The following is a 26,638-nucleotide window of genomic DNA, read 5'->3' as shown; positions in this document are numbered from 1 at the left end:
TCAAGTCGACCCACCCCTAGGTGAAGCTGAGGATATAAAAATGATGAAAAAAAGAAAGGTGAAAAAGAGCAACAAGTGCTGCTCCTTTTTACTATGCTCAGCTAATCGAGCTTAATGTTTATGTTTACCCACTCTGCCTAGCTGGCGGAAATTTTGACCTTCATCTAAATAATTAACACTTTCACTCAGGTGTTAAACAACAAGAGGGAGAATCTTGTTTTTGGTCAACATTATTCGGCTTGGTATAGAAAAACTCCCATTCATTTCCGTCGGGATCTGTAACCCAGAATTTATCTTGGACTGCATAACAGCATGTTGTATTCATTTCCTTACGTGCAAAAAAGCCTTCTTTTTCAAGCCGCTCCTTATGTCTCAACACTTCATCTACACTATCGACTTGGAATCCAAAATGATTCACTTGGTTCCCTTGCACCTGATCACGAACATTCAACGTAAAATTCAATCCCGGTTTATCTAACAGAAACTTTGCATAGTCTGTTTTTACTTTTACAGGTTTCACCCCTAAAACTTTTTCATAGAATGTGATTGAATCCCCTAATTTGGTTACATTCACTCCTACATGAACATACATCATAATGATTCCTCCTTTATTGATATTCATCAAGAAATATTGATTTAATGGTTAAAATGTAACCGCATCATCCCTCCCTGCTCTTTCTAAATACACAACAAACCTCTTCTGACAGTAATTGGTTGAACTCAGGATTATTTACATCATAATAGCTCCATGTTCCCTTAACTTCTTTAGTAATTAAGTTCGCGTCCAGCAATATTTTAAGATGATAAGAAAGCTTTGATTGAGTCATATTAAAGATCTCAGTCAAATCACAAACACAGGTTTTTCCTCTTTGACAAAGTTCATACATGATCTCTAACCGTTTTTGATCTGCTAGAGCTTTAAATTTTTTCTCATAAATCTGAAACAGTTCTAATTTGGTATCATTCATCATATCACCTCTTTAATCAATTTTTTTTGATATATTAATTATAATCATAAATTTTCATAAAATTCAATAAAATGAACCGATTTTTTTTGATTAAAGGCAAAATACAAAAGCCGTTTTCGTATGATTTTTCCGCCAACATTGTTAATCTCCGTCACTCGCTCTTTTATTCAACCTGAAGGAATATCAAATGGCAAACCTGAAAGCTCCCTTATATCTCCCAAGCAGCTTTCAGCTTTTTTATGCCTTCTCGTATGTTGACTTCCGAAACCCCTGCAAATCCAAGTGAAACCGTTTTTGTAGGAGGATGTTTTTGATAAGAAAGAGAAACCGGATAAATTTTCACTCCATATTCCTTTGCCTTCTCAATTAATTGTTCTTCACTGAATGGCAAGAAAACGTCTAGTAAGATACGAAGTCCAGAATTTTCCCCGCGAATCCTGACGTGATTTCCTAATTCTCTTTGCACAGTCTCTAATAAAATGGCCCTTTTCTTTCGGTATAGCTTTCTCATTCTGTTGATGTGTTTTTGCCACTCTCCATTTTTTATAAATTGAGCCAGCGTCAGCTGACTGTGGCAGGACACTGTTTGCTTATATAAAGAAGTGATGTCATGGCCTTTTTCCAAAAGAGGCGAAGGGAGAATCATATAGCTGATACGCAGCGAAGGAAGAAGAGATTTAGAAAAAGTGCCCATATAAATGACACGGTTATGCTGATCAAGCCCTTGCAAGGATGGGACCGGCTGTCCTGTGTATCTAAATTCCCCGTCATAATCGTCCTCTATGATGAATGATTGATTGTCTGCCGCCCATTTGAGAAGCTGCATTCTTCTGTTAATTGTCATGATTGTTCCCAGCGTAAATTGGTGAGAAGGCGTGACATAAACAAGGGTTGGCTGGTGTTCTTTGATCTTCTGTATACAAATTCCTTCATCGTCGACCGGTATAGGAACGATATTCATACGATTGGCTTCAAAAATCTTCCTAGCTCTTGGATAACCCGGATCCTCATATCCTATGAAAATATCCGGTTCAAAAACCTGGCACAAGATTTGCAGAAGAAAAGGGTTTCCGGCACCTATGATCACTTGTTCAGGGACACAATGAACTCCGCGTGATTGATACAGATAATCTGCAATAAGTGTCCTCAGCTCAAGCTCCCCTAAAGCATTTCCTGGCCGATAAAGCTCGTGGCCATATTGGTCCAAACTATTGACCATACTTTTTCGCCAAGCGGAAAAAGGGAAGTGAGAAGAATCTACATTTCCATAGTGAAAATCAATCCATTGTTCATTTTTCTGCGATTTTTGACTCGCTGGTGATGTGCTAAGCATTTTACTATGGACAAAATCAGCATCATTATAATCAGCAAACCATCCGCTTCTTGGCTTGCTCACAATATAGCCTTCAGCAGCAAGCTGTTCATAGGCACGCTCAACAGTCGTTTGACTGATGGAAAGCTGACTCGCCAGAAGCCTCTTTGATGGCAGTTTCATTCCTTTTTGAATACGCCCCTGATGCATGTTTTCTTTGAAATACTGATAAAGCTGCTGATAAAGCGGAATATCCAGATTTCTATTTAAAAAAGGCGTGATATCCATTTGCTCGTTTCCCCTAACTGGTATGCATTTTTTTATGAAAACTGGCTGTTTTTAAAAGGTCAATTACAGTTTATAGTCATTGTAATCCTTAAATACAGGTTTTGACAGAGAAAAAATGATCTTGTGAGAAGAAACATATGATGGAGTGATTGTAAATGAACAAAGCAACAAATGGCTGGATGAATGGTTTTCTGGGGGTGCTCATTTTCAGCGGCTCGCTGCCTGCGACCCGCTTGGCTGTGGCGGACTTCGATCCGTTGTTCCTCACCGTATGCCGCGCTGCGATAGCTGGTGTACTGGCTGGAGCGCTCCTTTTCATCTTCCGGCAGCAGCGACCCGCCAAAGGTGACATAACTGCGCTATTGGTGGTAGCGTTCGGCGTGGTGGTCGGTTTCCCGTTGCTGACAGCCTTGGCGCTTCAGTATGTCACATCCGCCCATGCCATTGTTTTCATTGGACTACTTCCGCTCGCGACAGCGATCTTCGGCGTACTGCGCGGAGGGGAACGCCCCCGGCCAGCCTTCTGGATTTTCTCGGCTGCAGGTAGCTTACTAGTAGCAGGATTCGCCCTCATCCAAGGCGGAGTATCCTCCCCGATCGGCGACGCGTACATGCTGGCTTCTATCGTCGTATGCGGACTCGGTTATGCAGAAGGAGCACGGCTCTCACGGCGGCTGGGAAACTGGCAGGTGATCTCTTGGGCTCTCGTTCTGTCGCTTCCTCTTATGCTGCCATTGTCATTCTATTTTACGCCGGACTCATGGTCGGGCGTCGGCGTTCCTGCGCTGCTCAGTCTTGCGTATGTATCTTTATTCAGTATGCTGATCGGCTTTGTGTTCTGGTATCGAGGTCTCGCCCAAGGCGGTATTGCGGCGGTTGGACAGCTGCAGCTCCTCCAGCCCTTCTTTGGACTGCTGCTTGCCTCAGTGATTCTGCACGAGAAAGTGGGCTGGGCACTCGTAGCCGTGAATATCGCCGTTATATTGTGCGTGGCAGCTGCTCGGCGATTCGCAAAGTAAGAAAGACTATGCAAAAACGGGGAAAACCTTTGTTTATCCCATTTCACTTTAACTGAATGTTGTAACGAGTGGAACAAAAAGGAAAAAACTGCAAAAGCTAAAGAGAACATTAAAAGATACCAGGGGTCTACAACCCTTGGTATCTTTGTTTCGGCCGAGGGACTTGAACCTTCATGGATTATTCACCTACTAGTCCCCTAAATCAAAGCTTATTTTCTTTACACTCCGTAGTAGTGGTGTTATGGGCATGTATGCCACATAACAATGGAGGTGGAGGAACCTAAATGTTTCAATCAGTTTCGGGTTAAGAGGTTTGTTTTTATTACAATACATCACTTCTTAGTGTTATTAAAATAAGTTTATCATCGAAAAACTCAGTTGAATGATTTCGATCATCTCTCTATTGAATTCATTAATTGGTAGAAGTATTCAGGCTGATGAGTCTTATTGAGGTTATACCATGAATATAATGTATCTGGCGCAAATACATCTAATTTTTTCAGTACTTCCATCGCAAATTCCAGAGGAGCTACTCCTGATGCAGTAATCAAATTCTCATCAGATACTGCAGGCTCCCTCTCATAAAATGTTTCTCCTTTATAATGAGGGCAGACCATTTTAAGATACGCTACATCATTGCTTGTATGCTTTCTAGAATCTAGGTATCCCATATTCGCGAGGCCCTCCGTTGCACCGCAAATTGCAGCAACAATAGTGCCAAGTTCTAAAGCTTCGCCAACTTTTTTCAAGATAGGCTGATGAATATCTTCTCCCCAAGTATTCCCTCCAGGTAAAATGAAAAGATCTTTATTCTTAAGGGTACACTCATCAATAGAAATATCTGGTTTTATGCTCAGACCTCCCATCGTAGTAACCATTTCTTGATTAGCTCCTACTGTAACTACTTTTAAAGGTGCTGCATCTTTTTTGAAATATCTTCCTGAGTTTAGTTCAGCAATCAAATATCCATATTCCCAGTCTGACATTGTATTACATATATAAAGATAAACTTTTTTCGTTTGCATCCAATCACACTCCGATCCTATTGATATAGTCTATTATAGTATGATAAAAGTAAATAAGTTGTATTTTTTTACATCTTGAAAAATCAATGCAGAAAAAGTTGCTTACTCTGGAAAAGAGACCTTAGCAGAACCGTTCTGCGACAAGGGTTCCTTTTTGTGTGGGGTGATTATTATCTAAAAGATGTTATTTTATGAGCCGTAATCAAATATGAAACATTCATATCTTTCAGGAAAAAATTTCATGTATAATCTAGTATAACCATCTTTTCGTCATATCCAGTTTTTCAAAAATACGCATATAAATAGGGGGATTCGCATGCCACATTCAAATACAACTCTATACACTTGGAAGCCATTTTCAACTTCACCGCCACCGCCGTTTACTCCAGCTGTTGAATCAGCAGTGAATAAGCTTATATATAAAACAGATTAAGAATCTGCGAAATATAAGCTGTTTCGCAGATTCGAAGGAGTAGACAATGAAATCTAAGATTCAGTTTATATTATCAATGTTCATTTTCGGCACAATGGGTTTAGTTGTAAGATACATTGATTTATCTTCGAGTGAAACAGCTTTACTAAGCAGTTCAATTGGATGTCTATTTTTAATAGTCGTGTTCATGATGATGAAGAAAACCATTCCATGGAAATTAGTCAAAGCGAATGCTTATACTTTATTTCTTTCTGGTATTGCATTAGGGGGAAATTGGATCTTTCTTTATCAATCGTACAATCATACAACACTTACTAATGCCACACTAGGGTATTACTTTGCACCTGTGTTTGTCATGATCCTCTCACCATTTGTCCTTAGGGAACAATTATCTGTCAAAAAAATGGTGTGTATTGGTGTAGCGATCATAGGCATGGTATTGATTGTTGGAAATGGCATAAGTGCTTCTGGAACAGATGATTTGCTTGGGATCTTTTTTGGATTAGTTGCGGCTGCATGTTACACTGCATTGATGTTACTAAATAAATTTATACACCGCATGGGCAGGTTGGAGATTACAATCATCCAACTTGGATTAACAGCATTGCTGCTCTTGCCATATGTGTTTTTTACAGAAGGATTCGGTATCTTTGGAGTATCTAGATCATCCGTTCCTTTTATCATCATTTTAGGGATTGTAAACACTGGGATTGGATTTTGGTTATTTTTCTCGGGTATGCAAAAATTAAAAGGACAGAGTATTGCTATGCTAAGCTATGTAGACCCATTTGTAGCTATATTAATTTCTGCCATTATCCTACGAGAACAAATGACCATTTTTCAAATGCTAGGTGGCGCACTCCTTTTAGGCTCAACATTTGTTAGCGAGAATAAATCAATCACATTTTCCAAAACAATTAAAGAAAATATCAGCTAAGTAACGTACAAAACAGTGGGAAGCATTTGTGACCCGCTGTTTTGTTCTTTTGTTTGGAACTTGTCCCAAAATAGGTGCCGATTACTTCTATTACTATTGTGACTTGTTAAACCTGATGAGATATTAATAAGAGATGCTATACGTGAAGTGCATAAAAAAATAGATTAGAGTCACTCCGAGATAGCAGGGCATAACTTGTATTAAAGATCAACACCCCCGAAAGAGCCCCGCCAGAAGCACCCGCTAATGGAATAAAAAACATCAAGTGTTCCTCGAACTTTCACACAAGTTGAAGGCGTAGAATCAAAAATTTGATTACTATTCATTAATCCAAAGTTCGCTAATAAAAGTGGACTTATATTTCATCTTTTAATCGCTTTTCCATCAGTTCTGCCATTTGTTTTGAGTTTGAATCTCCTTCATTTCGTAATTGATCAATGATATTCATATAATCCTTTTCATTTCGGTTCTGACTTAATTTATAGGAAGCCTGAATTTCTCCCACCTTCATCTTAAATCCGACAATACCTTTCAGTTGGCTTTCTAAGAGCTGAGGAGAAAGCTTATCCCATAAAACTGGATTCTTACGGTGTTTTTCGTATTTTTGCAGCAACATTGTCAGGTCATGTTTTAACTCTTCTTCGTTCAAGATGCTGGCTGTACCGTATACATGTACGGCTTGATAGTTCCACGTTGGGACATTTTCCTTTTCATACCAAGAGGAAGAGATATAGGCGTGCGGTCCCTGAAACATAACAAGCACATCTTCACAGGCTTCAAATGTTCTCCATTGAGGATTCCCATAAGCAATATGCCCCGTGATATAGTAAGTATCTCCCTCTTTTATTAACTGCAATGGCAAATGGGTGGCAATTGGTTTCCCTTGTGCTGTTGTGACAATTGTGCCAAATGAGTTGTTTTGAACAAAGTCCCAAATGTCATCAACATTTGTCACCTTATAGTATTTTGGAATATACATATAAACCCGCCTTTCATAAAGAGTTATACGAGTGTTTTGATCATGATAAAGTCTATTTGTTCTTCATCACCCATATAAAAAGAGTGGACTCCAGTTTGAACAAACCCCATCTTTTCATAAAAAGCAATAGCATTTTCATTTTTTTCCCATACGCCTAGCCAGATTTTCTTTTTATTAGATTCCAGCGCAATTTCCACAGCTTTATTGAACAGATGTTTGCCAAGACCATGTTTTTGAAATTTGTTCTTGATATAAATCCTCTCGATTTCTAGTGATTCATCACCCATTTCTTCAGACTGAGCCTCATTGGTATTGATCTTTAAGTATCCAGCGACTTCATGATTCAAATAAACAAAAAAGAATTGTGAAGAGGTATTGGATAATTCCTTTTCCAACTGTTTAGAATGAAATGCACGTTCCAAATAAGCTTTCATATTTTCTGGAGAATTCTGGTCTTTGAATGTATCATTGAATGTTTCAATACTTATTTCTTGGAGTATTTTTAAATCTTCATGGCTGCACTTTTTTAGTTTTATACTCATGCTCATATATGCTCCTTTTAAAATTAATAATCTCTCTTGTTCCCCTTTTTTACATATTCCCAATCAACTTCTACATTCTTTCTAATTCGTTGAAGAAGGTGAAAAATGGTTTCTGCTTCTTTTTCAGAAAACCCCGCTAATGCGACACTATTCGAATGATCATTTTCTCTTTTTATAACGGGAAACACATCTTTCCCTTTTTCTGTTGGAAAGAGTTTTTTTATCTTTTTGTTATGATCATCATCCATCTTTTTAATAAAACCATTCATTTCAAGCTTTTTTATGGCACGAGCCGCTGTTGTTCGGTCTACTTTAATCATTTCAGCTAATTTTTCTTGAATGATTCCTGGGTTTTCACATATTCGGACAAGGTACAAATACTGCCCTTTTGTGAGGTTATATTCTTTAAATTCTATATTGCTTATCGAATCTAATGCCCTGGCAATCATTCCGATTTCGCGAAGAATTTCCTTCATCATGACCTCCTTAGTACATATCTTTGTTGCAAATACAACAAAGATGCTATATATTAAATATAAATTAACTTTGTTGTATTTGCAATAAAATGAACAAAAAAGAGGTCGAGTACAGTGAAATATATTGTTTATGTATTAGGAATTTTCATTTTAACCCTTGGTATTTCTTTCACTATCCAATCAAACCTTGGAACTTCACCCTTTGATGCAGTTGTGGTAGGACTGTCCAAGAATGTGGGGCTTACAGTGGGAAGTTGGGAAATCATAATAGCATTTATATTGATATGTTGTAATTCATTTTTGAAAAAACAAAGACCAGAAGTTTTGGGGATGTTAACAGCATTTATAACGGGGATTGGCATTGATATGTGGCTTTTTTTATTGCACAATTTGTTAACACCTGACCTATGGTACAGCAAAGTGATTTGTTTTGGAATCGGCTTAGTTGTTATAGGATTAGGAACTGCAACCTATTTGCACACAAATTTTGCACCGATTCCAGTTGACCGATTGACATTCATCATAAAAGAATTAACCAGAACAAATATCTTTTTTTCGAGAACATTCATTTACCTCTTATTCTTGATAGCTGCAATCATTTTAAATGGGCCAGTTGGCGTCGGGACTTTATTAACCGTTTGTTTAGGAGGTATAATCCTTAATTCCTTTATGCCATTTACAGAACAGATATTAGACCGCATATTCACACACTCTAGTACATCACCAAATGATGAAATAAATAAAAAGCATTCAATATAGTTGATAAAAGATAGGGATTCCTCAATGAAATGCCACCCGTATATCGTGTGGTCATCATTTCAAAAAGCTGTCGAGATTTACTCGATTGATCTAGCATTCGTTACCTCTCCTATAATTTTTTCGAACTTTCATTTCTATTCCATGGTAATATTAGGTATAACCAACTGAAAAATCAACTGAATAAACTAAGAAAAGCATGTAAGGCTGTTGATGAGGGAGAGGAATGAAATAATGAAGAAACTGAGAAATATTTTTTATTGTAATGCTGTCCTGATGCTGCTCGTCTTATTGCTCGTTGGATGTATGGGCGGTAAGGAAGAAAAATCAAATAATGATTCTTCATTACACTCTGAAGAAAATAATAATGAGACTGACGATAGCAACCAAATAAGCAAGGGTGAATCAGAAACAACAACAGGATCAGAAAAATCCGTACCAAATGAAAATGCTTCAAAAGAATCGTCAACTGATGAATCACAAGAAACCTCTTCAGAAGAAATAAGAAATAAGGAAAAAAGCCAAAAAGACAATGTATTAGCGGAATATTCCTCTGAGAAAATCGAATATGCCAGAGTTTGGTTGCAGCTTGGAGCAAATCAAGAGATAGATGAATTGAATGTTCGACATATTTCGGCTGGCGAACCAATCAATCCAAATGATGACACCAGTACTAGCTATCCGGAAGATGTTATCCAGTTAGCAGGCTCTCGATTAGTGGATGGCTCTGTAACCTATAGCGGTAATGGCGACGGCACGATTAAAGTATACAATGTTCCTTTACGCTGGGATTCATCTGATGATGTAAGTAATGGCGTAATGCGGGAAGTGACTGAGAATATAATAAAAAATGCAAAAACCGTGTACGTTGATACAGGAGACAGTGAAAAAATCAAGCGCCTCATTGACATAATGGCTATTCATTAACGCCATCGGTTTATTTAAACGAAAATGCCAAACAAAATAAGGGGCGGTTCTTTCATACTTGAACCGCCCCTCTGTATTTTTTTGTGACACAAGGAATACCAAGGAACTCAAAATTCTTGGTATTCCTTCATCCTTCAATGCTTCTTTCATGACAGATTCATAGAAATCTCACTTAGCAAAATGCCTTTCTGACGAATATACTAATCCTTTAATCCCTTCCCATCGAGAATTTTCTCCATATATTTTTCAATCCTTGACTCTCGAGTTTTGGGTTGTTTGGCTTGAGAAAAATAAAGAATGTATGCTCTTTGCCGTCCCGGGGTCAATGCTTCAAAAGCCGTTTTCAAAGCAGGAAATTCATCGAATTTATGTTGAAGTTCTTCTGGAATGATGTATTCCGTATTCTTTTTAACATTCACTTCCAAACCGGCTTTTTCAACTTCAATGGCTTCATTAATATAAGCTTTCAAGATGGGTTCCATTTCAGCTATTTCCTGAACATTGGTGAACCGAATTTGGCGCGCCGCCTGTACATTCTCCGTTTGTTGGATGAGAATCCCATGAGGATCCTGTAACAAGGCGCCTTTGTGGAACAGAAGCGCACAATATCCTTTAAATCCATGTATTAAAACGACGTTTTTCTTATTAAACGTATAGCAAGGATGCATCCACTTAAATTCTTCAGTCAGCTCACAGTCAAGAACGATATTTCTCAACCGCTCATATTCTTCCTTCCACTTTTCAGCTTTACTTAAAAATTCATCAACCTTAGGATTCGTTCTACGATTTGTCATCAGGACCCTCCTCATTTAATCAAGCAAAAGATTATAAAGAATTGAAAAATCAAATGATAAATCTAAGAAAAGCATTGGAGGCTGTTGCTGATTTGCATGACAATGAGTTCCAAGGAGCAAAAGCATTTTATCACGATCATGTTAGTGTCACTGATCAATGAAAGGCCTCTTTCCTCGATAAGAGCGATAAGCTTTTCAATATTAAGATTTAACTTCTTTATTCCTATCAATTAATAAGGTTACTACAACACTAATTATGCTGACTAAAGTTCCTAAAACCGAAACAAGAATTGTCAAAAAGCCATTGGGAATTAGAAATCCAATTGGAATCATTCCTAGAAAAGTGAAAACGATAAAACATTGGTATACTCCTGATATTATTCTTACAACCATGTTTCCAAAAAAGGACAAGGCTAATGGAGGGATGAATAAGAATACAACAATCCCAATGGATATCATTAAGATCATAGGCTCATCAAATGAAATGACATTATCTCCAGGGGAATCTTTAGCAGCCACTAGTATAACAACTATAGACATAATCAGTGTAAGTAAAACCAGAAGAAATCTTTTTAACATTGTTATGGCTCCTTTTTTTATACATGTACCTATAAACGGGCACTGCCTTTTTCCATTTTATATTCAGAGAAAGATTATGCAGCCAAATCACGGGCTATAAGTAATATTTTTCACCCCTTACTATTAAGACATAAATTTACAGATTAGTAAATAACCCCTTTAAGTGCATAGAAGTTGAGTTTCACCATTAGAAAAAAATTTCGCTGAGTATTTTTATCATGACTTTTATCGGTAATTAAATCCCCTTCCCTAAAGTATTTCAAATCAACATAATTTTGTCATTTAGCTTCAACATAAGTTAAAGTAAATAAAGTCTTTGTTAGGAAGCTTCGTTTTAATATGCTCTTAAGTTTTGAGTGTACGATTTCCCTAATTCATGTAAGGAATACGTTTGTTTCATGACACTCGGAACAGGACTTCTGACAAATGTCTGGGTTTTTTGCTTGCAGCCAGTACCATGCGTCATACATATCAAAGGAGGCAAAAACAGTATGAAAATCATTGTTACCAGTATATTCGTACAAGACCAAGACAAGGCACTGGAGTTTTATACAGAAAAACTGGGGTTTGTAAAAAAGGAGGACGTTCCCATGGGTAAATTCAGGTGGATAACGCTTGTTTCTCAAGATGATCAAGACGGAACCGAGCTTTTACTCGAACCAAATGAACATCCTGCCGCTAAGGAGTATCAAAAGAAGATATTCGCCGAGGGCTTCCCAGCAACAATGTTTGGCGTTACAGATATTCAAAAAGAGTACAAACGATTAAAGGAAAAAGGCGTGAAGTTCACTATGGAGCCGACAAAAATGGGAGAAGTCACAATAGCTGTATTTGACGATACATGCGGCAACCTTATTCAGATCATACAGAAGTAGCTTCAGGACGAGGAGTAAACACATGGTCTACTCCTTGACTAAATTTGTGCCCATTTAGACCAGCAAACATGTCATTGATGCCAAGTCTTGAATTCCTAAAGGAATTTCATAACACATTTTCAATGAAAAACTGATCTATGTTAATTTCGTCGAGTTCAAGATATACAAGGGCCGATTGACATTCCTTTATTGGGAATACGACACGTTCCCTATTGTTTTGATGTTGTTTTTGCTCGATTTAATTTTTTTCAAAAAGTTATTGACAATAAAAATATTATCATGTTATTATTAAATATTTGATATTCCACCTCCATATATGGTAAGCTTAAAAAGGTTACCATATATGGAGGTGGATGATATGTTTCAAATTGGCGATAACATTGTTTATCCAATGCACGGAGCAGGAATAATTGAAGCCATTGAAGAAAAAGAATTTTTAGAGGAAAAACAACAGTATTATGTCATAAAAATGTCAATCAGTAATATGACAGTTATGATTCCAACGCGTAAAATATTGAGTTCAAGTATACGACCAGTTACTGATATACTTGCTTTAAAACGTATTATACACATTTTTCATCATGGAGAATCAGATAGGTTACTGCCGTGGAAACAAAGGTATCAAGTAAACACGAACAAAATAAAAACGGGTGAAATACAAGAAGGTGCTGAAGTTGTACGTGATTTAATGCGTATGAAGAAAGAAAAAGCACTTAATTCAAGCGAAAAAAAAATGTTGGATAATGCATATGAATTTTTGATTAGTGAACTGGAAGTAATTAAAGGAATCACTGAAAATCAAATAAAAAGTTTCTGTTAAAGTTAATTATAGAAAATGTATGGCATTCCAATAAACATCCTGTATTTTTCAGAATGTTATGATTAAACCTAATCATTTCAGACGTTCTACTTCTTCAACGTACTTTTAGAACATTAACCTCTTTTGTTATTCCTACAGCTAATTCATTTTTATTGTTTAAATTTCTTCTACAAACATTTGAAGTTTTATCAAAAACTCGTTAAAATAGTCACTTGATTTTTGTAATCCTGATTCACACTGGCACGGACAAGGAGCCGTAAGGATGGAAGAGAGGTAGGGCTTTCATTGTGTTAGGAATAGCTAAGTGATTATTTCTAGAAAAAAATCAATCAATCTCCCCTCTATCTTTAGGAATTTCCTATATCCACTGCGACAGAAAATTGTAATTGTTTATCTTCTTTTCATAAAATATGGTCAACGATAAAAATAAGACGGAGTCTTATGAAAAAATTGAAGTGGGTGGAAATCTTGCAGATGGATCACCTGTTATGTTCATTTCAAGAATACTTAAAAAAAGGATGATTCTTTACAAAAGGAATGGTCCTTTTTGTTCACCGTTGGTAATAAGAGAATATACATAAACTTCATCTGAGGTGATGGATTAAAAGGAAGGAGAGTGTCGGAATTATCTTGGATGACTCCCGTTTAGCGTGGCGCTTTTAGCGGTTGGTACACGACACATAGAGTTGGCTATGATTTTTAAAATTTCGCGTAAAAGTTTACTTCCTAATAAGATGTAGGTGTGTTTGAAAAGAAATCAATAACTTATATACATTACCGCATATTGTCAATCCATTATGTTATACTTGTAAAGAAACCTTTGAAGCGTTAAATTTTTTTCTATTACCTTGTACCATCTCCCTACTCGAACGTTGAGTAGGGTTTTTTATTGAGTATTATACAGAGAACGCAAAAAAACAGGCTCTTAATATAAGAGCCTGTTTCTATAAACATTTTAAGATTAAGAAGCTTTTTGAACGTTAGCAGCTTGAGCTCCACGAGCACCTTGCTCAACGTCAAACGTTACTTTTTGACCTTCGTCTAAAGATTTGAATCCGTCACCTTGGATTGCAGAGAAGTGTACGAATACGTCGTCTCCATTTTCACGTTCGATAAATCCAAAACCTTTTTCTGCATTAAACCATTTAACTGTACCTTGTTCCATTTATATTGCCTCCTAGTGTGTTACCACACATTTAATTACTATCCCTGCCCAAAGTATCATCAAGACGAAAAGTCAATATTCATACTATCCTTTACACGAACAAAAATAATCTTTCTTTATCATAGCACGATTCGGAAATAATTGCAATTAAATATTATCATTTTAGTCATGGCATATTTGTTAAAGGTGTGGATACTGTGCATAAGCGGTAGGCTAAATGGAAAATGTCAATAAGCCCGCATCGAGTTTATAACATGGTCTAAGAGAGCTTATTAATATCTACGGTTTGAAACCCCCAATTTTTTTAAAAGTTCAGCTGTTTCTTGTTCGAAGTGCAAGATATTCTTTTGAAAACAGGGCTGTTCACTAGTAAAGCTTTGTTTCTGCAGATGTCTCCAAACTGTCACTCATTGTTTAGCCCTGTTTGCCAAGAATATTGGGCCACAAATTATCTTCCTTTTCTTCATTACCACTTTCCATAGTATTTCCATAATTTTGACACTCAACATTCAATCCGTATTTACGATCTCAATCAATGTTCACGGTCTAAATCAACCGATCTCCACAGGTTAGTAAGAAAAGAAAGAATAGTATGTACTTGTATTCGAAAAGAAAAATAAATAATTTATATACATTCCGCATATTGTCAATCCAGTGTGTTATACTATAAACAAACCTTTGAAGCGTTAAATCTTTTGCTATTACCTTGTAACATCTCCCTACTCGCACGTTGAGTAGGGTTTTTTATTGAGTTTTAGTATTATAGAGAACGTAAAAAAACAGGCCCCTATATAAAGAGCCTGTTTCTATAAACGTTTTAAGATTAAGCAGCTTTTTGAACGTTAGCAGCTTGAGCTCCACGAGCACCTTGCTCAACGTCAAACGTTACTTTTTGACCTTCGTCTAAAGATTTGAATCCGTCACCTTGGATTGCAGAGAAGTGTACGAATACGTCGTCTCCATTTTCACGTTCGATAAATCCAAAACCTTTTTCTGCATTAAACCATTTAACTGTACCTTGTTCCATTTTTGTTGCCTCCTAGTGTGTTACCACACATTTAATTACTATCCCTGCCCAAAGTATCATCAAGACGAAAAGTCAATATTCATCCTTTACACGAACAAAAATAATTCTTCTTTAGAATAACACGAAACGGAAATAAATGCAAATTAATATTATTGTTTTATTCGTGGCATTATTTGTTTAATATGCAGAAAAAGAGGCCTTCAATAACTATGGTTTGAAAACACCGTGAAAATGAATCGCGAGTTTCTTCAACCCTTTTTCTTTGCTTAATCGTACTTCATTATTGATTGTTAAGGATTTCTTTACAAAGCTCGGCTCAAGTGCTAAAACCAGGGCTGTTCACTGGTAAAGCTTTATTTCTGCAGATGTGCAAACGTCACCATGGTATATCCCCATTTTGCCAAGATCCTCATAAAAATTAAAACTTGATCTCAAATCATCTTCCTTTTCTTCATAACTCCTTTACACTTGTAATGTTTGCTTCTCAATCAAGGTTCACGGTCTAAATAAACCGATTCCCATAGGAGAGCAGGGAGAGAGTTTGGCTCGATAAAGAGATGGGTATAATCTTTATACAACTTTTGTTTCCAGGCTGTCTCTGCTAATAAAGATTTAATTAAGATGGAAATTAGTTTCGCATTTCTGATTATTTTACAGACGGATTGAAAAATCGCTCCATTTGACAGCTTTTGAAAAGGATCCTTAACTGGCTGGAAAGTTATAACAAAACCATGATACTTATCATATATGGAGTATGACAGCTGGGACTTCAAAGGGAATAAAACGTTTTCTATACTGAGATTAAGAACATTAGGGAAGGGGAAACTTTAATAAATGAGTAAAGAAAACCTAAGGACTTTGAGAAAACTGGTTACCCCTTACGAAAAGTCCGATTTACAAAAAAGTATTTATCAAATCATTAACACATTGGTACCATTTTTCCTGTTATGGTTTTTGGCATATAAGAGCTTGTCAATTTCTTATTTCCTTACACTAGCAATTTCTGTCGTTGCGGCCGGGTTTTTGGTGAGAACCTTCATCATTTTTCATGATTGCTGCCACTATTCCTTTTTTAAGAACAGAAGGGCGAATCGAATCCTTGGAACAATAACAGGAATTCTGACTCTGCATCCTTTTGATCATTGGGCACACGACCATTCTGTCCATCATGCGACAAGCAGCAACCTGGACAAACGCGGTACAGGCGATATTTGGGTACTGACCGTTGAGGAGTATAAGGAAGCCTCAACGAAGACAAAAATCATGTACCGTTTGTACAGAAATCCGTTTGTCATGTTTATTATTGGGCCGATTTACGTCTTCGGGATTACCAATCGTTTTAATCGTAAAGGGGCAAAACGCAAAGAACGGATGAATACGTATGTAACGAACCTGGGGATCGTCGCTTTGGCAGCACTTTTATGTTGGGCTATCGGCTGGCAAAACTTCCTGCTGGTTCAAGCGCCAATTTTTATGATATCGGGAACTCTCGGAATTTGGATGTTTTATATTCAGCATACGTTTGAGGATTCTTATTTTGAAGAAGATGAGCATTGGGAATATGTAAAAGCAGCAGTGGAAGGAAGCTCTTTTTATAAGCTTCCGAGAATCATGCAATGGCTAACAGGCAATATCGGTTTCCATCATGTCCATCATTTAAGCCCGAGAGTCCCAAACTATAAGCTTGAAGAAGTACATAACAACACTGAACCATTGCAAAACGTTCCGACCATTACACTGGGAACAAGTCTTAAGTCGTTAAAATTCCGACTATGGGATGAAGAAGGCAAAAAATTTGTTGGTTTTAGCCATTTAAAAAAAGCTCCTAAAAGCCAAGTATCAGTGCGGCTAAAAACGGATTAAATACACTCCTCTTAATCGAGATAAGGGGCAGTGTATCTTGAAGAATAAAAGTGCAGACTCACGCAACAAGTGTTGTGCAGGGGTCAGCACTTTTTTTATGCCACATACACTTGCAACAAAAAATAATACCAAAGGTGATGGAACCCCTGGTATTAATGGGATCGCCGAGAGGACTTGAACCTCCACAGGTTATTCACCCACTAGGCCCTTAACATAGTAATTCTTTAACATTGGTTATGAAAGCTTATTCTCAGTACACTTTCTAACTCCTTTTTACATCATGTCTATAAGTTTGTATGAATTATGTTAATAATTGGTGAGCAATTAACACCCCTATACTTCTCCACTTCTCATTATGGATTAAACGATTTAACATTCGTGACTTCTCTAAAACAATTTTTGAAACTATCATATCTATTCCATGGTAAATTTAGATATAAAATCACTGAAAGGATTGGACAATGAAGGTATTTGAAGCAAAGTCTTTGTTATCTGGAGCTGAAAACCGAGCAGATCGGAGAAAACAAAAAACTTAGCATACTAACAAATTTGCTGGCAATTACCCTTTGTCCTTTTTATTTATCTAAACACCTGTTCTAAAAAGAACCTTTCTTTTTGACTTCTTCAAGCAATTTACATATTAATAACTCTAGTGAGGAATTAACCTCATTATCTATAAATTCCCCGTCTTCGTTCAATTTATTGTTTGCTCGTGAAATTAATAACGCTCCACCATTGAATACATTCACATTTAACATACTTAGATTGAGTTGTAATGCTTAATGCGCATTTTCCCCATCACATGAAGCTGTAATAACCGCTACTGGTTTCGAATAAAGCTCTGCAGACGACACCGCATTTGTTATTAAACTAAACATGCAGTTGAGTTCAATAAGAAAATAAACAATAGAAAAATATGTTAAATTTTGAAACTTGTTCTTTGATTTTCCGTATATCAATATAAAATGGTATCTAATGCAGGGAGGGATATTAGTTGGCTGAAAAGCAAAAAAGTGTTCCATTTTTGAAAAAATATTGGGTTTCTCAAATTGGTGTGTTTTTATTGTCACAGATCATTTTTATTGCATTTGAAACAACAGGATGGTTACCTAACTATAGAGAGATTGATGGAACACTATTTGGGAGAATTACGGAATCGTCAATTTTTATAGAATGGTTTACTTTTTATGAAACACCACAATTAAATTTACTTACTGTCTTTTTTGGTGCCTTCTTTCTTGTGCCTGGAATAATAAGTGCATTAAAAAACGTATTTTCGCCTAGACACTATAGTAATAGCTCTAATAACCGTGATTAAAAATAAATATGGTTTATTAAAATGAATAAAGTTTGAGAAGAGTTTTACTTAGACTGTAAATCAACATTAAACTTTAACAGAACTTTTAAAAAAAGCTTAATCAAAAAGATTAAGCTTTTTTTAATTATTTAGTAACCTATGCCCCTTACCCTATCTGGCAGCCACTTTGATCTCAGTTTTATGTTCCTTTGCAAATAGGTTATTGAAAATACGCTACTTAAAATCTCTGCTGCTCAACTTGAGCATCGAAAATAAAAAGGTACTTCAAAATAAATATTACTTCCTTTTTTCAAAAAGCTTATGCTTTTATCTGATTCCCTTTAAAATACCAAATAACTACAGGAACAAGTAACAATGACAAAACGGCTCCAGAAATTGATAGTATTGTATAACTAGAATGTGCAACAACCATTCCTGACAAGGCTCCACCTGCTGCTCCTGATAGTGCTACTAAAACATCGAATGTTCCTTGTGTTTTTGCACGTAGAGATGGATGTGTTGAATCTATAATGAGGGCAGTTCCCGTTAGTAAACCAAAGTTCCAACCTACCCCTAGTAATACTAGTGCTAGGATTAGTAATGATAATGAGTCTGCCGGTGCAATAGCTGCCACCAATCCAGCGGCAAGCAGTGTAGCACCTGAAGCAATAGCCATAGTAGGGCGACCAAACTTATCTACTAATAAACCAGTCAATGGTGAAGGAAGATACATCGCTGCAATATGGAGCCCTATCACTAATCCCACTTCGCTTAAACCATGACCGTGATGACCCATGTGAACTGGTGTCATTGTCATAATAGCTGTCATGATAAGTTGAGCTAAAATCATAATGACAGCTCCTACCATTATTCCTTTTTTATTTAAGGGAGGATTTTCTAGACTTCCTCCTATTTGTACTTTATCGTCTTTTTTCTCAGCATTCGCAATAGCTGTAGATACTAACAACGGATCTGGACGAAGAAAAATGAAGAGAATAACTCCAGCAATTATAAAAGCTGCTCCTGACATGATAAACGGACCAGCTAAATTGGGAACACCAATTGATTCTGCAAATTTTCCCATTGTATTAACTAAGTTAGGGCCTACTACAGCTCCTAAAGTAGTAGAAACCAAGGCCATGCTTGCAGCAGTTGCCCGTTGTTTCTCATTTGCAAGGTCTGTCCCAGCATACCGAACTTGAAGATTAGAAGCCATACCTGCTCCATAAATAAGAAGGGAAACAAATAATAGGGCAACGCTGTTGATTAAAGCCGCAATTATAACACCTATAGCACCTAATCCACCTATAAGGAAACCACCTGCAAGTCCAGCTCTACGGCCATAACGTTGTGAGGATGCTCCTATAAGTAGGGCAGCTACGGCAGATCCAAAAGTAAAGAGGGCAGTTGGAATTCCTGCTACATTTTCCGATCCTATCATATCTTGTGCAAGAAGCGCCCCAACTGTTATCCCAGCACCAAGTCCTGCTCCCCCAAATATTTGTGAAAAAATCAAGATTTTTAACGTTTTTTTATAAAGTTGGTTTTGTTTTTCTGGTGAATCAATATAACCTTGTAACCAAACAGGCTGCTGTGTTGATATATTTGTATCTTTTTTTGTCATTACCATGAATTCTACCTCCTAACGACAAATCTTTGTTGCTTTCAAGTTTTTTTGTCATCATTGGAACATTCCATTTTTGTTATTCCGTTTTTTTTAATTTTCGGTATATCTAAAATTTAATTATATTCATTATGAGAAGAAGCTCATGATTATTTTTTATAATTATGAGCTTCTTCTATTTCTTATTTTTAAATATGAACAAGACAATATTATTTTTCGGTGTTTATACTAAAATGTGTAAGACTCGCCATCTTCTGGTACTAAAATATTTCTTGAGAATCCTTTTTCTTTACTAAAGTTTTTTAATTCTTCTCTAGATAGTGTCCAATGGTTAACAGCTTCCATATGAACAGATATAATCTTAGCATGAGGAGCAGCCTTGTGAACTTCATAGATGTCTTCTTTACCCATGATGAGTGAACCTAAATCAAATCTTTGATTGTCTCCCCCATTAACCACAATGATTTCTGGTTGATGTGTATGAATCTCGTCTTCGATAGCATCATACCAAACTGTATCCCCAGCTACATATAAAACTTTTTCACTTGGGTGCTTGAATACTATTCCACAAACTTCACCCATTAAGTTTAATAACTCTTCTCCTCTGCCATGTTCACCTTTTGTTTTTACTAATTGGATCCCTTCAAAAACAGTGTCTTGTTGCAGTACTTCTACATTTTTGAAACCACTTGCTTTTACTTCTTTTGCATCTGCTTCATTTTGAACAAACATTTTGATGTTTTTTGGCAATACGTTTTTTGCCACATCATCAAAGTGATCTAGGTGTAGATGAGTAACAATTACTGCATCTACGCCATCCAGAATGTTATCAATTGATGTTGGCAAACTCACCAAAGGATTAAATAAATCTTGCCTGATCGTTTCAGGAAAAGTAGCGTACGTACCTTTCTCTGCTAACATAGGATCTATTAAAAATTTTTTATTTGCGTAATTTACAACAATTGTTGCATTTCGAATTTGTGTAATATTCATATTTACAACTCACTTTCTTTTTTATTTGTCTTACTTCGACAGAGTTAAGTGTATACTATCAGCAGTGTTCAAATACATAGATAAAAAAAAGTGTTTTAACTCTTTGACTTTATTTTCGAAAGGAATTAACGTTCAACTAGATCAAACAGATAAAAAATTGTAGTGAAAGTAAGTCATAATAGCCAAATTACAATGAAGATCAGGGAGAGAGTACACTTAACATAGCCAGCAGCTGCAGTTCCATATGTATAAAAAAAGCCCTAGCTTGGTAAGTATCATATCCAAACTAGGGCTTTTTTAGAGCAGATATATATCATGTTATATGACCACACATCTCCGTTTTATAAAGGTAACTATTTACCAATAACAATCGACACTTTATAGTTTGCATGTTTGTTTAAGTCATTTAAAAATTGATCTAATACCTCGTTTGAAGGAAATTTACATTCAAGCAAATAGCAACCGTCTCCACTAACTTTATAATTGTTTATTACAAAGTTACCTTGTGTTTCTATAAAGGCTAAATAGGGTTGATGATGGATTTTTTCGATATAAATATTAAGAAAAGCATGTACAGAGAAGCCTAATTTCACTTGATTCACTTCAATACTGCATCCTTTTATTATGTCATTGTCTAATAACTTTACTACTCTTGATGCGGCTGCTGGTGCAGTGAGATGTACTTTTTCCCCTAATTTTTTCATTGTAATGCGACTATTTTTAGACAATTCATCAAGTATTTTTTTATCTATTTCATCAATCATTTTCTTGTATCCTTTCTGAAAAAATAAGATGTATTTTACATAGTTTGTTCGCTGTACAATTTGTTTATGTTTGCTTAAAACTTTAAAAATAAAGTGATATTGTGAAATCACTTTATTTTCCCTATGTATTGATCGATTGAGAAAGTATATATTTATTTGCGTACAAATCAAAAGAGGAATGTACACCATTTAATATGAGACATTTATTTAAAATGGTTTTTTCCATTGATTTTGTATAAGTTCATTATAATTAGAGGTGAAATTATGAAGAAATTTGATATATCTGTTTTATCAGTTGCTCCATTAAGACAAGGAGAAACAATGAAACAAGGGATTGATTCTGCAGTGTCATTAGCTAAAGCTGTAGATCATATGGGCTATAAACGGATTTGGTTTGCAGAGCACCATAATCACGACGCTTATGCAAGTGCAGCAACCGTATCAATTGTACAACATATATTAGCAAATACAAAGGACATCCGCGTAGGTTCAGGAGGCATTATGTTGCCAAATCATTCCCCATTAGTTGTAGCGGAGCAATTTGGAACACTTGAAACATTATATCCAAATCGTGTAGATTTGGCATTAGGACGCGCACCGGGAACAGATCAAAAAACGGCCGATGTGATTCGTCGTTCCAACCATAATGGCGTGTTTTTCTTTGAAAGAGAAGTAAATGATATTTTGCGTTTTGTTGGGGATAAGAGTGTGCAGGGAGAGGTTCGCGCTTATCCGGGTATTGGAACGCATGTGCCTGTTTTTGTATTAGGATCCTCAACGGATTCAGCGGAAATTGCTGCAAAGCTTGGTTTACCCTATGCATTTGGCGCTCAATTTTCACCTCATGCGATGGAAGAAGCGCTCGCTATTTATCGAGAACATTTCCAACCGTCTTCTTATTTACAAGAGCCTTATGTGATCGCTTGTATTAATGTGATTGCAGCAGAATCTATGGAAGAGGCATCTTTTATTTCTGCCAGTCATTTGCAGGTGTATATTGATATTTATACAAATAATTTAAGTAAGCTTATTCCACCCACTGAAAACTTCCTAGAATCGTTATCACAGTTTGAATTAGAAATTCTCCATCGTCGACTGGGGTATACAATCATGGGTGATCCAGAAACAATTCGTCGCGAACTAATTGATTTCCAACAGATGTATCAAGCAGATGAATTAATTGTGTTGTCTAACATTTACGAATTGAGCAAGGAAATTCAGTCTTACGAGATTTTAAAACATGTTGTGGATGAGTTGTTTGAATAAAGAATGGAGCAAACTTTAGAAGTCGAGTCAGTTGTATTAGCTTATGTTTTTCAACAATCGGGTGCTGAAAAAGAAGGAAATGGTCAATGCATGTTAGTCATGTATAGTATGTACCACCCTTTATTTTTTTGAACGATTAGGACATAGTTCCGTTTCTTTTACAATGAATATTTACGGACATCTTTTTCCTAATAAATAGTAGGAAACTGCCACCGTTTGGATGTCTTACTCTTTAAGTACTGGTGAGTTGGTGAGTAAGTCTTCATCCATAGCCGTATTTTCCGCATAAAAAAATAATACCAAAGGTGGTTAAACCCTTGGTATTATTGGGATGCGGCCGAGAGGACTTGAATCTCCACGAGTTATTCACCCACTAGGCCCTCAACATAGTAAAAACATATCATGGGTTACAAAGGCTTTTATTCAAAGCATCCCGTTTATTTTATTTATACTTATTTTCATCATTTTTCATGAATTCTGGGCACAAATTGGGCACCTATTAGAGACCAAGGAACTCTACATATCATAAGAAATATGTACTCATTGCCCTGCTGTCATTAATGTTAAGCCCTCGCTCTATGCCCCCCTGCATTCAGTATTCGATGTAACTTTGAAATAAAGTTTGATTAAAATCTATCACAAACCCTTATTTTCACAACACTTCATTTGTTTCAGCTTCCCTCGCGAATACCGGATCAATGCTCAGCTTTAAGATAGTCAACCAATTTCTCCGCACTGTTCTTAACATCTTCTTTTGAAAGGTGAAGTGTCCCATATTGTGTAAACGCAGGAAGAAAACGCATTCCTATATAGTTAGCAGTGACTTGAAACGGTCTGATAAGCTCGCTGATCGTAATATTATAGTCTCCGCCTGCTTGATAATCAGTTTCCTGTGCGCCTAGGGAGATAGCTAAAAGTAGTTCTTTTCCATGCAATTTCGTTCCTCCAGTTCCAAAAGCCCAGCCATGTGTTAACACATCATCTTCCCATTGTTTGAGTAACGCGGGACTGCTGTACCAATACATTGGGAACTGAAAAACGATACGCTCATGATCTAACAGGAGCTGCTGCTCTTTTTCTACATCAATGATAAAATTAGGGTATTCACCGTACAGGTCATGAACCGTAATGTCATTCTCTTTCTTTAAACGATTCATCCAGGTTTTGTTGACAACAGACGTTTCCAAATTAGGATGTATAACGATAACTAATGTTTTCATTTGACTGATCATCCTTTCTTCGCCGATTAGTTATTTTACGATAATGAATTGATTCTAATTTTAAATAGCCACTTTATTTACACTTATTTTATCATTTTCATGAATTCAGGGCACTAATTGGGCACCCAAATCAATGATAACTTAAGACATTGTTTTGTAAAAATCCGATATAACAAAATAATCTCGTCTTGCTTCAATACTCATACGATAATATTCATTAGAGAGCATTAAATTTCCTTGTTCATGAAGATAATCAGTGACTTCAATCGAGTATTCTGGGTCAGTTATGGAATTAGGAGGTAAGCCAATACTCTCAGAACTTTGCATATTATCTAAAGAACGCCCACCACTTTCCTGCATGGTGAGCGCCATAATAATATTCACTTGGTCAAAAACACCTTTCTGACGGACGTATTTTTCAAATACAGCCCTAAATTCTTTCCACTTCCCGGTGCAATGCCAACCGTTTCATATTCGCCATCTCCGCCGCCTCCTGCTTTAGTGAAATGGTTATAACCACTATTGCATGCGGTGAATAATAAATTATTTCAGTATAAACAAATAAACCATCATCATTGTAGAGACACCAGTAGATCATTTAAAAATAAACAAAAAATACCAAAGGTCTAAAACCCTTGGTATGATTGGGATGCGGCCGAGAGGACTTGAACCTCCACGGGTTATTCACCCACTAGGCCCTCAACATAGTAAATCCGTATTATTGGTTATGAAAGCTTATTTTCATTACACTATCTAACTTCACTTTACTTCATTTCTATAGGTTTGTATGAATTATGGTTAATATTTGGTGAGCAAAAAAAACCCTATACTCCCCCACTTCTCCAATCTCACTAGGATCAAATGTTTTAACACTCGTTACTTCTTCTTAAACAACAATTTTTAAAACTTTCACATCCATTCCATGGTAATATTTAGATATAAAATCACTGAAAGGATTGGACAATGAAGATATTTGAAGCTAAGTCTTTGTTATCTGAAGCTGAAAAACGAGCAAAAGATTATAAAGACTTGAAAAATCAAATGATTAAGCTAAGAAAAGCATTTAAAGCTGTTGCTGATCTTGATGACAGTGAGTTCTCTGGCAAGGGAGCAAACAATATCAAAGCATTTTATCACGATCATGTGGGTGTCACCGATCAATGGATTGATTTAATTGAAATGAAGATCGCTTTCCTTAATAGTATCTCCGGTGTTCTAGAAGATGCCAGCTTATCTGATGCATATATCGAAGAATCCTTCTTGGAACATGAATTAGCAAACGCATATAAAAAATCAAAATCAATTATGTCTGAGCAGAAGAAAGCAATGAAAGATATTCTGAATGATATCGATGACATTCTTCCACTTGATTTATTTTCAACAGAGACTTTTAAGGATGAGCTCTCTTCTGCCGAAAACAAACGGAAAAAGACTGTTGATAAAATAGGCGATGTGGACGAAAACTTAAAAACTGAATATGCAATAACTGAACCTAACGAACAATTCATTAAAGCAGACTTTCAAAAGTTACAGGAATCAACAGGTAAGTGCAAGAACGCTACACCCCTTCACTATAATGCCAAGGCATATCGTGAGAGCGATATACATAAGAAAAAAAGCGATATCGAGAAGCAATCTGAAGCTTATTTGAAGATCAAAAAAGAAGAAGCTAAAAAACACGAAATAAAAGATTTGAAAAAACAGCTTGTAAAGGTAACAGATCCAGACGAGTATTTAAAAATTGCGAAGAAAATAGGATACGAGAATTTGGAACCTGAGCAGCAAGTTTATTTCCGCCAACTCGAAGAACTCCAACAAAAAGCTGAAATTGGAAAAGGTATTGCAATGGGAATGTATGAAGCCGGTAAAGATACAGTGATGGGTCTCTATCAACTTGCAAGACACCCTATTGAAACGCTTTCGGGAACTGTGAACGCAGCCTTACATCCAATCAATACATATAAGATCATAGCAAAAGACATAGAAGACACATTTCAACGTGATATGATTAATGGAGATACCTATAGCAGAGCAAAATGGGTTTCCTATGTAGGCAGTACGGTTGTCCTTGCATTAGTTGGTTCAAAGGGTATTGATAAAGTATCCAAAGTTGCAAAAGCCGGTTCAAAAGTTACTGCAATTAAGACGCTCGAAGTTTCAAAAGCAGGAATAAAAAAAGGTATTGAATACGTTAAAATACCAAATGTTTTTGAACAACAGTATGCAATGGCTGGTGGTTCAGGGACTTTTCCTTTCAACGTGATTGATGGAGAGAATTATAAAAGCTCTGCACTTGAAATATTCAAGACCTCATCTACTGTACAAGGATTAAAGAAAGCTAAGCCACATGAAGTTGTGAACGAATTAAAAACTTTTCAAAGCAGAAAATACATTTTCGGAGGACAATCATTCCTCATAGACAAACGAGGAATGAAGCATATTTTAGAACGCCATCATCCTGATGTATGGGATGGTTCAATTAAATCTCAACAATCTTTTCTCAATAAAGAGATGACTGTTAACGATGTTGCAGATGCGATAGAATCAATTATGAAACAAAACCGTGAAGAGTTAACGCAAAAAGGAACTAAATTTAGTTATCAAATTAGAGGAACATATGAGGGTCAAAAATATGTTGTTGGCTTTCAAAAAGGAAGAGTAGGACAATTCTATCCGGAAAAATAGGAGA

The 26,638-nt window shown here is 36.3% G+C and carries 26 protein-coding genes and 5 pseudogenes; 11 read left to right on the top strand and 20 right to left on the bottom strand.

Annotation, left to right across the window (positions count from 1 at the left end):
* Positions 1-181 precede the first annotated feature (181 nt).
* From HC660_RS03060 to pdxR, 3 genes are all read right to left on the bottom strand, one after another.
* Complete coding sequence (locus HC660_RS03060; protein ID WP_168747037.1) at positions 182-595, bottom strand: ArsI/CadI family heavy metal resistance metalloenzyme; 414 nt, start codon at positions 593-595, stop codon at positions 182-184.
* A gap of 64 nt (positions 596-659) precedes the next feature.
* Entirely contained in the window at positions 660-968 is a 309-nt protein-coding gene (locus tag HC660_RS03055) for an ArsR/SmtB family transcription factor (protein ID WP_168747036.1), read from the bottom strand.
* Positions 969-1,176: 208 nt separating this feature from the next.
* Positions 1,177-2,568, bottom strand: coding sequence for a MocR-like pyridoxine biosynthesis transcription factor PdxR (gene pdxR, locus HC660_RS03050; RefSeq protein WP_168747035.1), 1,392 nt, complete (start codon positions 2,566-2,568; stop codon positions 1,177-1,179).
* Positions 2,569-2,723: 155 nt separating this feature from the next.
* Here pdxR and HC660_RS03045 point away from each other — a divergent pair, with 155 nt between their 5' ends.
* Entirely contained in the window at positions 2,724-3,587 is an 864-nt protein-coding gene (locus HC660_RS03045) for a DMT family transporter (RefSeq protein WP_010333149.1), read from the top strand.
* 392 nt (positions 3,588-3,979) lie between these two features.
* Here HC660_RS03045 and HC660_RS03040 read toward each other — a convergent pair whose 3' ends face one another.
* Positions 3,980-4,612, bottom strand: a complete 633-nt coding sequence (locus HC660_RS03040; protein ID WP_168747034.1) for a type 1 glutamine amidotransferase family protein — start codon at positions 4,610-4,612, stop codon at positions 3,980-3,982.
* 479 nt (positions 4,613-5,091) lie between these two features.
* Between HC660_RS03040 and HC660_RS03035 the strand changes: the two genes are divergently transcribed.
* Positions 5,092-5,982: a DMT family transporter gene (locus HC660_RS03035; protein WP_168747033.1), complete on the top strand. Its 891-nt coding sequence runs from the start codon at positions 5,092-5,094 to the stop codon at positions 5,980-5,982.
* Between the two features lie 355 nt (positions 5,983-6,337).
* Here the strand turns inward: HC660_RS03035 and HC660_RS03030 are convergent, their stop codons facing one another.
* Genes HC660_RS03030 through HC660_RS03020 form a run of 3 tightly spaced genes read right to left on the bottom strand, consistent with a single transcriptional unit; the run spans position 6,338 to position 7,979 of the window.
* Entirely contained in the window at positions 6,338-6,961 is a 624-nt protein-coding gene (locus HC660_RS03030; protein WP_168747032.1) for an FMN-binding negative transcriptional regulator, read from the bottom strand.
* Between the two features lie 23 nt (positions 6,962-6,984).
* Positions 6,985-7,503 (bottom strand): spermidine/spermine N(1)-acetyltransferase, encoded by a 519-nt coding sequence (paiA, locus tag HC660_RS03025; RefSeq protein WP_168747031.1) that lies wholly within the window; start codon positions 7,501-7,503, stop codon positions 6,985-6,987.
* A 23-nt stretch (positions 7,504-7,526) separates the two neighbouring features.
* Entirely contained in the window at positions 7,527-7,979 is a 453-nt protein-coding gene (locus HC660_RS03020) for a MarR family winged helix-turn-helix transcriptional regulator (RefSeq protein WP_010333145.1), read from the bottom strand.
* Positions 7,980-8,093: 114 nt separating this feature from the next.
* Between HC660_RS03020 and HC660_RS03015 the strand changes: the two genes are divergently transcribed.
* Positions 8,094-8,738, top strand: a complete 645-nt coding sequence (locus tag HC660_RS03015) for a YczE/YyaS/YitT family protein (RefSeq protein ID WP_168747030.1) — start codon at positions 8,094-8,096, stop codon at positions 8,736-8,738.
* Between the two features lie 231 nt (positions 8,739-8,969).
* Complete coding sequence (locus HC660_RS03010) at positions 8,970-9,662, top strand: YdeJ family lipoprotein (protein WP_168747029.1); 693 nt, start codon at positions 8,970-8,972, stop codon at positions 9,660-9,662.
* Between the two features lie 200 nt (positions 9,663-9,862).
* Here HC660_RS03010 and HC660_RS03005 read toward each other — a convergent pair whose 3' ends face one another.
* Complete coding sequence (locus tag HC660_RS03005) at positions 9,863-10,456, bottom strand: YdeI/OmpD-associated family protein (protein ID WP_168747028.1); 594 nt, start codon at positions 10,454-10,456, stop codon at positions 9,863-9,865.
* Here HC660_RS03005 and HC660_RS21330 point away from each other — a divergent pair.
* A pseudogene (locus HC660_RS21330) lies at positions 10,450-10,614 on the top strand (hypothetical protein); the annotation flags it as partial. The gene HC660_RS03005 and the pseudogene HC660_RS21330 overlap by 7 nt on opposite strands.
* Positions 10,615-10,657: 43 nt before the next feature.
* Here HC660_RS21330 and HC660_RS03000 read toward each other — a convergent pair.
* On the bottom strand, positions 10,658-11,035 hold the full coding sequence (locus tag HC660_RS03000; RefSeq protein WP_010333140.1) for a YdeH family membrane protein: 378 nt from the start codon (positions 11,033-11,035) through the stop codon (positions 10,658-10,660).
* Positions 11,036-11,203: 168 nt separating this feature from the next.
* Positions 11,204-11,370, bottom strand: a pseudogene (locus tag HC660_RS02995) (tetratricopeptide repeat protein); the annotation flags it as partial.
* Positions 11,371-11,526: 156 nt separating this feature from the next.
* On the opposite strand from HC660_RS02995, the gene HC660_RS02990 reads away from it, so the two are divergent.
* On the top strand, positions 11,527-11,910 hold the full coding sequence (locus HC660_RS02990) for a VOC family protein (protein WP_168747027.1): 384 nt from the start codon (positions 11,527-11,529) through the stop codon (positions 11,908-11,910).
* A gap of 358 nt (positions 11,911-12,268) precedes the next feature.
* The gene (locus tag HC660_RS02985; RefSeq protein WP_168747026.1) at positions 12,269-12,730 is read left to right on the top strand and encodes a CarD family transcriptional regulator; all 462 of its coding nucleotides are present in this window, start codon (positions 12,269-12,271) and stop codon (positions 12,728-12,730) included.
* A 961-nt stretch (positions 12,731-13,691) separates the two neighbouring features.
* On the opposite strand, the gene cspC (HC660_RS02980) is transcribed toward HC660_RS02985, so the two are convergent.
* The 3 genes from cspC (HC660_RS02980) to HC660_RS21325 form a co-directional block, all read right to left on the bottom strand.
* Positions 13,692-13,895, bottom strand: coding sequence for a cold shock protein CspC (gene cspC / locus HC660_RS02980; RefSeq protein WP_010333137.1), 204 nt, complete (start codon positions 13,893-13,895; stop codon positions 13,692-13,694).
* A gap of 823 nt (positions 13,896-14,718) precedes the next feature.
* Complete coding sequence (gene cspC / locus HC660_RS02975) at positions 14,719-14,922, bottom strand: cold shock protein CspC (RefSeq protein ID WP_010333136.1); 204 nt, start codon at positions 14,920-14,922, stop codon at positions 14,719-14,721.
* A 488-nt stretch (positions 14,923-15,410) separates the two neighbouring features.
* Positions 15,411-15,695: a molecular chaperone TorD family protein gene (locus HC660_RS21325; protein WP_168747025.1), complete on the bottom strand. Its 285-nt coding sequence runs from the start codon at positions 15,693-15,695 to the stop codon at positions 15,411-15,413.
* Between the two features lie 61 nt (positions 15,696-15,756).
* On the opposite strand from HC660_RS21325, the gene desA reads away from it, so the two are divergent.
* Positions 15,757-16,785, top strand: coding sequence for a Delta(5) desaturase DesA (desA, locus tag HC660_RS02965; RefSeq protein WP_010333135.1), 1,029 nt, complete (start codon positions 15,757-15,759; stop codon positions 16,783-16,785).
* Positions 16,786-17,779: 994 nt separating this feature from the next.
* Positions 17,780-18,103, top strand: a complete 324-nt coding sequence (locus HC660_RS02960) for a YfzA family protein (RefSeq protein WP_168747024.1) — start codon at positions 17,780-17,782, stop codon at positions 18,101-18,103.
* Between the two features lie 150 nt (positions 18,104-18,253).
* Here the strand turns inward: HC660_RS02960 and HC660_RS21320 are convergent.
* The 4 genes and pseudogenes from HC660_RS21320 to lrpA form a co-directional block, all read right to left on the bottom strand.
* Positions 18,254-18,336: pseudogene (locus tag HC660_RS21320) on the bottom strand (phosphatase RapI inhibitor PhrI); the annotation flags it as partial.
* A gap of 65 nt (positions 18,337-18,401) precedes the next feature.
* On the bottom strand, positions 18,402-19,712 hold the full coding sequence (locus HC660_RS02955; protein WP_168747023.1) for an MFS transporter: 1,311 nt from the start codon (positions 19,710-19,712) through the stop codon (positions 18,402-18,404).
* Positions 19,713-19,934: 222 nt separating this feature from the next.
* Positions 19,935-20,699, bottom strand: coding sequence for an MBL fold metallo-hydrolase (locus HC660_RS02950; RefSeq protein WP_168747022.1), 765 nt, complete (start codon positions 20,697-20,699; stop codon positions 19,935-19,937).
* A 353-nt stretch (positions 20,700-21,052) separates the two neighbouring features.
* Positions 21,053-21,463 carry a transcriptional regulator LrpA gene (gene lrpA / locus HC660_RS02945; protein ID WP_168747021.1) on the bottom strand — a complete coding sequence of 137 codons (411 nt, stop codon included), beginning with the start codon at positions 21,461-21,463 and terminating at the stop codon, positions 21,053-21,055.
* A 264-nt stretch (positions 21,464-21,727) separates the two neighbouring features.
* Between lrpA and HC660_RS02940 the strand changes: the two genes are divergently transcribed.
* Complete coding sequence (locus tag HC660_RS02940) at positions 21,728-22,729, top strand: LLM class flavin-dependent oxidoreductase (protein WP_168747020.1); 1,002 nt, start codon at positions 21,728-21,730, stop codon at positions 22,727-22,729.
* Positions 22,730-23,424: 695 nt separating this feature from the next.
* Here HC660_RS02940 and HC660_RS02935 read toward each other — a convergent pair.
* The 3 genes and pseudogenes from HC660_RS02935 to HC660_RS02930 all read right to left on the bottom strand — a co-directional run.
* Positions 23,425-23,949: an NAD(P)H-dependent oxidoreductase gene (locus tag HC660_RS02935; protein WP_168747019.1), complete on the bottom strand. Its 525-nt coding sequence runs from the start codon at positions 23,947-23,949 to the stop codon at positions 23,425-23,427.
* Between the two features lie 183 nt (positions 23,950-24,132).
* Positions 24,133-24,222: pseudogene (locus HC660_RS21315) on the bottom strand (hypothetical protein); the annotation flags it as partial.
* Positions 24,208-24,440 (bottom strand): annotated as a pseudogene (locus HC660_RS02930) (lysozyme family protein); the annotation flags it as partial. The pseudogenes HC660_RS21315 and HC660_RS02930, both read right to left, overlap by 15 nt.
* A gap of 472 nt (positions 24,441-24,912) precedes the next feature.
* On the opposite strand from HC660_RS02930, the gene HC660_RS02925 reads away from it, so the two are divergent.
* The gene (locus tag HC660_RS02925) at positions 24,913-26,634 is read left to right on the top strand and encodes a ribonuclease YeeF family protein (RefSeq protein ID WP_168747018.1); all 1,722 of its coding nucleotides are present in this window, start codon (positions 24,913-24,915) and stop codon (positions 26,632-26,634) included.
* The last annotated feature ends 4 nt before the right edge of the window (positions 26,635-26,638 follow it).

The organism is Bacillus mojavensis, from assembly GCF_012648005.1.
Lineage (GTDB): Bacteria > Bacillota > Bacilli > Bacillales > Bacillaceae > Bacillus > Bacillus mojavensis.
This window is presented reverse-complemented; position numbering and strand designations above follow the sequence as displayed.